The following is a 5,408-nucleotide window of genomic DNA, read 5'->3' as shown; positions in this document are numbered from 1 at the left end:
CGATCCCCGGCGGGTGCCCCGCCGCGGGGGCTTGCCCGACGGGGGCGGAGGGTGTGCTTCGCTTGCCGGGCCGGGTCCGTTCCCGCGCGCCTGGGCCGCCGTGGCACGGCAGGTGGCGCGCCGAGGGCGGGAGGTGACTCGTTCCGTACGACGCCGAGGGAGTTGACGCCGACCATGGCCGACCAACCGCGTGCCCGCACCGGGCCGCAGGGACCTGACCACCGCGACACGCACCCGCAGACCCCCGCCGGGGTGCGGCGCCCCGGGGCCGAGGGCCCGCACGCGCTCGCGCCGCTCGAAGCGGCGCTGCGCGCGGCCGTCACGCGCGGCGGCGTGGACTTCGGGTCCAGGCGCCGCGCGGAGTACGCGCAGGACGCGTCCAACTACCGGCAGGTGCCCGTCGCCGTGGTCATGCCGGCGGACGCGGACGAGCTCATCGCGGCCGTGGCGGCCTGCCGCGCGCATGGGACGCCCGTCACCCTGCGCGGCGGCGGCACCAGCATCGCGGGCCAGGCCGTGGGCGACGGCGTCGTCATCGACACCTCGCGCCACCTGAACCGGATCCTGTCGGTCGATCCCGAGGCACGTACCGCGACCGTCGAGCCCGGCGTCGTACTCGACCGGCTGCAGGACGCCTGCCGTCCGCACGGCCTGCGCTTCGGCCCCGATCCGTCGACGCACTCGCGGTGCACCGTCGGCGGGATGATCGGCAACAACGCCTGTGGCACCCACTCGGTGGCCTGGGGCCGCACGGCGGACAACATCGTCGCGCTCGACGTGCTCACCTACGACGGCACGCGCATGCGCGTGGGCAGGCTGAGCGCGCGCGAGCCGGCCGAGGCCGTCGCCGCGGGCGGCCGCGGCGGCGAGATCCACGCCGCCCTGCGCGACCTGCGGGACGGCAACCTCGCCCTGCTGCGCACCGAGTTCGGCAGGTTCAGGCGCCAGGTGTCCGGGTACGGCCTCGAACACCTGCTGCCCGAGCGCGGGTTCGACGTCGCGGCGGCCCTGGTCGGCACGGAGGGCACCTGCGTGGTGGTGCTGTCCGCGACGGTGCGGCTCGTGCCGCTCCCCCGGCGCCGCACCCTGGTGGCGCTCGGCTTCCCCGACCTGCCCGCCGCGGGCGACGCGGCGCGCGCCGTGCTGCGCCACGACCCCATCGCCTGCGAGGGGCTCGGCGCCGAGCAGGTGGCCGCGCTGCGCAGGGGCGTGCCCGACGCCGAGCCGGAGCGGCTGCTGCCCGAGGGGCGCGGCTGGCTGCTGTGCGAGTTCGGCGACGCAGCGGGCGCGCCGGACCACGACGCGGGGACACCCGGCACGGCCGGCGACGAGGAGTTGGCGGCGGCGCTGGCGCGCGACACCGGCGCCGTCGGCGTCCGGCTGGTGACCGACCCCGGCGAGCAGGCCGCCCTGTGGCGCGTCAGGGAGGAGAGCTCGGGCCTCGCCACCCGCGCGCCCGACGGCACGGAGGCGTGGCCCGGCTGGGAGGACTCCGCCGTGCCCGTGGAGCACCTCGGCGACTACCTGCGCGACTTCGAGCGGCTGATGGCCCGCCACGGCCTGCACGGCACGCCCTACGGCCACTTCGGCGAGGGCTGCGTGCACATCAGGATCGACTTCGACCACACCACACCCGAAGGCGTCCGCGTCTTCATGGCGTTCATGGCGGACGCCGCCCGGCTGGTCGCGCGCCACGGCGGGACCCTGTCGGGCGAGCACGGCGACGGCCAGGCGCGCGCCCAGTTCCTGCCCCTCGTGCACAGCCCGGCCGCCATCGACGCGTTCAACGCCTTCAAGGCGATCTGGGATCCGGACGGCGGCCTGAACCCGGGCATCCTCGTCCATCCGCGCCCGGCCGACGAGCGCCTGCGCGTACAGCCGGGCCACCGTCCCGCGCTGCCGCTCGCCACCACCCTGGCCCTGTCCGAGGACGGCGGCGACCTGAGCCGTGCGCTGCGCCGCTGCGTGGGCGTCGCGAAGTGCCGCACGCCGTCGGGCGGCGTGATGTGCCCGAGCTACCGCGTCACGGGCGACGAGAAGGACTCCACCAGGGGCCGGGCGCGCGTGCTGTACGAGATGGTGCAGGGCGACGTCGTCACGGACGGCTGGCACTCGGAGGAGGTGCGGGACGTGCTCGACCTGTGCCTGTCCTGCAAGGGGTGCAAGAGCGACTGCCCGGTCGGCGTCGACATGGCCACGTACAAGGCGGAGTTCCTGCACCAGCACTACCGGCGCAGGGTGCGGCCGCGCGCCCACTACTCGCTCGGCTGGCTGCCGCTGTGGTCGAGGCTCGCGGCCACGGCCCCGCGCCTGGTCAACCGGGTGACGGGCAGCGGGCTGCCGGCGGCCGCGCTGAAGGCAGCCGGCGGCATCGCGGCCGAGCGGCCGGTGCCCCGGTTCGCGCAGACGCGCTTTCGCCGCTGGTTCGAGAGCAGGCCCGCACCCGCTGCGGGCGGCGATCCCGGCCGCCAGGTGCTGCTGTGGCCGGACACGTTCACGGAGTTCTTCTCGCCCGAGGTGGGCCGGGCGGCCGTCGAGGTGCTCGAACACGCCGGTTTCGAGGTGCTGTTGCCGCCCGACCGGCTGTGCTGCGGCCTCACCTGGCTGACGACGGGCCAGCTGGGCGTGGCCAGGCGGGTGCTGGGACGGACGCTGGACGCCGTCGACTCGTACCTGGCGCGCGGCATCCCCCTGGTGGGCCTCGAACCGAGCTGCACCTCCCTCTTCCGCTCGGACGCGGTGGAGCTGCTCGCGGGCGACCCACGCGCGCGGCGCGCCGCCGAGTCGACGGTGACGCTCGCGGAGCTCCTCGACAGGCGGGCGCCCGGCACGGACTTCGGGCGCCTGGGACGCGCCGCCGTCACGCAGACCCACTGCCACCAGCATGCGACGCTGGGCAGCGCGGCCGACGACCGGCTGCTGGCCAGGATCGGCGTCGACAACGACCGTCTGGACTCCGGGTGTTGCGGCCTCGCGGGGAACTTCGGCTTCGAGAAGGAGCACTACGGGGTGTCCGTGTCCGTCGCCGAGAACGTCCTGCTGCCCGCCCTGCGGGAGACGCCCGACGACACCGTGGTCCTCGCGGACGGGTTCAGCTGCCGCACCCAGATCTCCCAGCTGTCGGGCCGGCGCCCCGTGCACCTGGCCGAGCTGCTGCGGGACGGCGTACGCGCGGCGGCGCTCAGTCCTGGCGGGCGGCCCGGCGCAGGGCCAGGACCAGCGCGTTGATCGCCGGGTCGCCGCCGCTGCCGGCCCGGATCGCGATCGAGACCGTGCGGGTGATCTTGAGGTCCTCCACGGGCCGCAGCGTCACGTCGGCGGCCAGCTGCTCCACGACGAGCCGCGGCACGAGCGAGACCCCGAGCCCCGCCTGGACGAGTGCGAGCACCACCGAGTAGTCGTCGCTGGTGAAGTCGAAGCGCGGGTTGAACCCGGCGGCCTCGCACGCGCGTTCGAGCACCGTGCGCAGCGAGTCGTCCCTGCGCGGCGCGACCCAGTGCTCGTCGCGCAGCGCGGCGAGGGGGCGCGCGCCCTCGTCCGCCGCGTGCGGGTGGCGCGGCGGCAGCGCGAGCAGCACGGGCTCGCGGATCACGGGGCGCAGCTCGATCCCCGCGTGCGGCAGCCGCGGCAGCAGGTTGTACTCGTACACCAGCGCGACGTCGATGCGGCGGGCGCGCAGCTCGACCAGGCTCTGCTCGGGCTCCTGCTCGCCGAGCTCGACGTTCAGGTCCGGGTGGTACGCCTGGCACGCGGCGATCGCCGGCGCCGCGATCGCCCCCGCCGCGCTCGGGAAGGCGCCCAGCCGCACCGTGCCGCGCACCCCCTGCTCCAGCGCGGACACCTCGGCGCGCGCCCGCTCCATCTGGGCCAGGATGATCTCGGTGTGCGCGACCAGCACGTGCGCGGCCTCCGTCAGCAGCAGGCGCCTGCCGTCGCGGATGAACAGCGTGGTGCGCGCCTCCCGTTCGAGCAGGGCGAGCTGCTGGGACACCGCGGACGGGGTCAGCGCGCACGCCTCCGCCGCGGCGGCGATCGTGCCGTGCGCGGCAAGCTCTCGAAGCAGCCTCAGCCGCCGTACCTCGAACATGTAGGAACACTAACGGCATGTCCGAAAAAATCTTGCTGGTCCTGCGGCCCGGCACGGTTCCACACTGGCGCTGGGCAGCAGGCACACGCGGCTCCGCGACCGCACGGGTGGCGGTCCGCCACCGGCGGCACACAACGCAAGACCCTTCCGTGGTGCGTCCCCCTGGCGCACCCGGTGACCCCGCTTCTTTCCCGCCGCAAAGGGGTTTCCAGTGGACATCACGTTTCTCGGCGGTCCCGTCCCGCAACGGGGCCTCGGGGTCGTCGCACCGTTCGACTTCGCCCTCGACCGGGAACTCTGGCGCTGGGTGCCCGACGACGTCTGCCTGCATCTGACCCGCACACCGTTCGTGCCGGTCGAGGTCACGCCCGACATGGCGAGGATCATCAGCGAGCACGAGACCCTGCGGATGGCGGTGCGCACGCTCACGGCGATCCGGCCGGGCGCGGTCACGTACGCGTGCACGTCGGGCAGCTTCATCTCCGGGCTGCTCGGCGAGCGCGCCATGTGCGCGGCGATGGGCGACGTGGGGCCGCTGCCCGCCACGACCACGTCGGGCGGGCTGATCGACGCACTGTCGGAGATCGGCGTGCGGAAGGTCGCCGTCATCACCCCGTACACCAAGTCGCTGACGGACGCCCTGGAGGACTTCCTCGCCGAGGCCGGCATGACGGTGACCGGGCGGTCCTACCTCGGCCTGACGCGGGAGATCTGGCGCGTGCCCTACCAGGGCGTGGCGGAGATGGCGCGCAGCGGCGTCGCGGAGGGTGCGGACGCGCTCTTCATCAGCTGCACCAACCTCCCCACGTACGACGTGATCCCGCAGCTGGAGGCGGAGCTGCGGATCCCGGTGCTGTCCGCCAACCAGGTGACGATGTGGACGGCCCTGCGTTCCATCGGGGTCTCGGCCGTCGGGCCGTACCAGGCGCTGCTCGACCCGGTGGCGCGCGCGGGCATGGGCCTGGCGGGCGCGCGGTGCGAGGTGGCGCCGGCCGACTTCCCCGCGCTCGGGCTGCCGGGGCGGGAAGTGCCCGCGGCCGAAGCGCTCGGCCGGAGCCGAAGCGTGGAACCGCGGCAGGGCCAGGGGCCGCCCACACAGGCCTGGTGACGGCGGCGGCCCGGCGCGCCCGCGTGGTGCCCCCGGCCCGCCGGGGCCGCGCCGCTGGTGCGGAGAGGGCAGGTCCGAACTCCTGACACCCGTGCATTCCGCAAGCCCTCCCCTGCCTGGAAGGAGGGGGGGGGGGGGGGGGGGGGGGGGGGGGGGGCGGGGGGGGGGGGGGGGGGGGGGGGGGGGGGGGGGGGGGGGGGGGGAGGGGGGGGG

The 5,408-nt window shown here is 75.5% G+C and carries 3 protein-coding genes; 2 read left to right on the top strand and 1 reads right to left on the bottom strand.

Going from position 1 to position 5,408, the window contains the following annotated elements; all coding sequences use genetic code 11:
- Positions 1–174 precede the first annotated feature (174 nt).
- Positions 175–3,228, top strand: a complete 3,054-nt coding sequence (locus tag JFN87_RS31835; protein ID WP_209345793.1) for an FAD-binding and (Fe-S)-binding domain-containing protein — start codon at positions 175–177, stop codon at positions 3,226–3,228.
- On the opposite strand, the gene JFN87_RS31830 is transcribed toward JFN87_RS31835, so the two are convergent.
- Positions 3,182–4,087 (bottom strand): LysR family transcriptional regulator, encoded by a 906-nt coding sequence (locus JFN87_RS31830; RefSeq protein WP_209345791.1) that lies wholly within the window; start codon positions 4,085–4,087, stop codon positions 3,182–3,184. The two genes, JFN87_RS31835 and JFN87_RS31830, sit on opposite strands and share 47 nt — an antisense overlap.
- Positions 4,088–4,298: 211 nt before the next feature.
- Between JFN87_RS31830 and JFN87_RS31825 the strand changes: the two genes are divergently transcribed.
- Positions 4,299–5,195, top strand: a complete 897-nt coding sequence (locus JFN87_RS31825) for a maleate cis-trans isomerase family protein (protein WP_209345789.1) — start codon at positions 4,299–4,301, stop codon at positions 5,193–5,195.
- Positions 5,196–5,408: the final 213 nt, after the last annotated feature.

It is taken from the genome of Streptomyces montanisoli, assembly GCF_017813245.1.
GTDB lineage: Bacteria > Actinomycetota > Actinomycetes > Streptomycetales > Streptomycetaceae > Streptomyces > Streptomyces montanisoli.
This window is presented reverse-complemented; position numbering and strand designations above follow the sequence as displayed.